The sequence below is a fragment of the Enterobacter sp. 302C9 genome, assembly GCF_034106085.1.
Classification (GTDB): domain Bacteria; phylum Pseudomonadota; class Gammaproteobacteria; order Enterobacterales; family Enterobacteriaceae; genus Enterobacter; species Enterobacter asburiae_B.
Map to the genome: position 1 here is coordinate 1 of NZ_JAWNBW010000024.1, position 1,869 is coordinate 1,869.

Genomic DNA, 1,869 nt, shown 5'->3' on the forward strand with positions numbered 1-1,869 from the left:
TGCTGGAGGTATCAGAAGTGCGAATGCTGACATAAGTAACGATAAAGCGGGTGAAAAGCCCGCTCGCCGGAAGACCAAGGGTTCCTGTCCAACGTTAATCGGGGCAGGGTGAGTCGACCCCTAAGGCGAGGCCGAAAGGCGTAGTCGATGGGAAACAGGTTAATATTCCTGTACTTGGTGTTACTGCGAAGGGGGGACGGAGAAGGCTATGTTAGCCGGGCGACGGTTGTCCCGGTTTAAGCATGTAGGCGGAGGTTCCAGGTAAATCCGGTACCTTATTAACGCTGAGGTGTGATGACGAGGCACTACGGTGCTGAAGTAACAAATGCCCTGCTTCCAGGAAAAGCCTCTAAGCATCAGGTAACACGAAATCGTACCCCAAACCGACACAGGTGGTCAGGTAGAGAATACCAAGGCGCTTGAGAGAACTCGGGTGAAGGAACTAGGCAAAATGGTGCCGTAACTTCGGGAGAAGGCACGCTGATATGTAGGTGAAGCCCCTGCGGGTGGAGCTGAAATCAGTCGAAGATACCAGCTGGCTGCAACTGTTTATTAAAAACACAGCACTGTGCAAACACGAAAGTGGACGTATACGGTGTGACGCCTGCCCGGTGCCGGAAGGTTAATTGATGGGGTTAGCGGCAACGCGAAGCTCTTGATCGAAGCCCCGGTAAACGGCGGCCGTAACTATAACGGTCCTAAGGTAGCGAAATTCCTTGTCGGGTAAGTTCCGACCTGCACGAATGGCGTAATGATGGCCAGGCTGTCTCCACCCGAGACTCAGTGAAATTGAACTCGCTGTGAAGATGCAGTGTACCCGCGGCAAGACGGAAAGACCCCGTGAACCTTTACTATAGCTTGACACTGAACACTGGTCCTTGATGTGTAGGATAGGTGGGAGGCTTTGAAGCGTGGACGCCAGTCTGCGTGGAGCCGACCTTGAAATACCACCCTTTAATGGCTGGTGTTCTAACGTAGACCCGTAATCCGGGTTGCGGACAGTGTCTGGTGGGTAGTTTGACTGGGGCGGTCTCCTCCCAAAGAGTAACGGAGGAGCACGAAGGTTAGCTAATCCTGGTCGGACATCAGGAGGTTAGTGCAATGGCATAAGCTAGCTTGACTGCGAGAGTGACGGCTCGAGCAGGTGCGAAAGCAGGTCATAGTGATCCGGTGGTTCTGAATGGAAGGGCCATCGCTCAACGGATAAAAGGTACTCCGGGGATAACAGGCTGATACCGCCCAAGAGTTCATATCGACGGCGGTGTTTGGCACCTCGATGTCGGCTCATCACATCCTGGGGCTGAAGTAGGTCCCAAGGGTATGGCTGTTCGCCATTTAAAGTGGTACGCGAGCTGGGTTTAGAACGTCGTGAGACAGTTCGGTCCCTATCTGCCGTGGGCGCTGGAGAATTGAGGGGGGCTGCTCCTAGTACGAGAGGACCGGAGTGGACGCATCACTGGTGTTCGGGTTGTCATGCCAATGGCACTGCCCGGTAGCTAAATGCGGAAAAGATAAGTGCTGAAAGCATCTAAGCACGAAACTTGCCCCGAGATGAGTTCTCCCTGACCCTTTAAGGGTCCTGAAGGAACGTTGAAGACTACGACGTTGATAGGTCGGGTGTGTAAGCGCAGCGATGCGTTGAGCTAACCGATACTAATGAACCGTGAGGCTTAACCTTACAACGCCGAAGCTGTTTCGGCGGATGAGACAGACACGATTTTCAGCCTGATACAGATTAACAGAATTTGCCTGGCGGCTTTAGCGCGGTGGTCCCACCTGACCCCATGCCGAACTCAGAAGTGAAACGCCGTAGCGCCGATGGTAGTGTGGGGTCTCCCCATGTGAGAGTAGGGAACTGCCAGGCATCAA

The 1,869-nt window shown here is 53.7% G+C and carries 2 rRNA genes; both read left to right on the forward strand.

The annotated features are described in order from the left end of the window. A 23S ribosomal RNA gene (locus UR289_RS21790) occupies positions 1-1,678 on the forward strand; the annotation flags it as partial. Positions 1,679-1,748: 70 nt separating this feature from the next. Next, positions 1,749-1,864: ribosomal RNA gene (gene rrf, locus UR289_RS21795) — 5S ribosomal RNA — on the forward strand. Positions 1,865-1,869 lie beyond the last annotated feature (5 nt).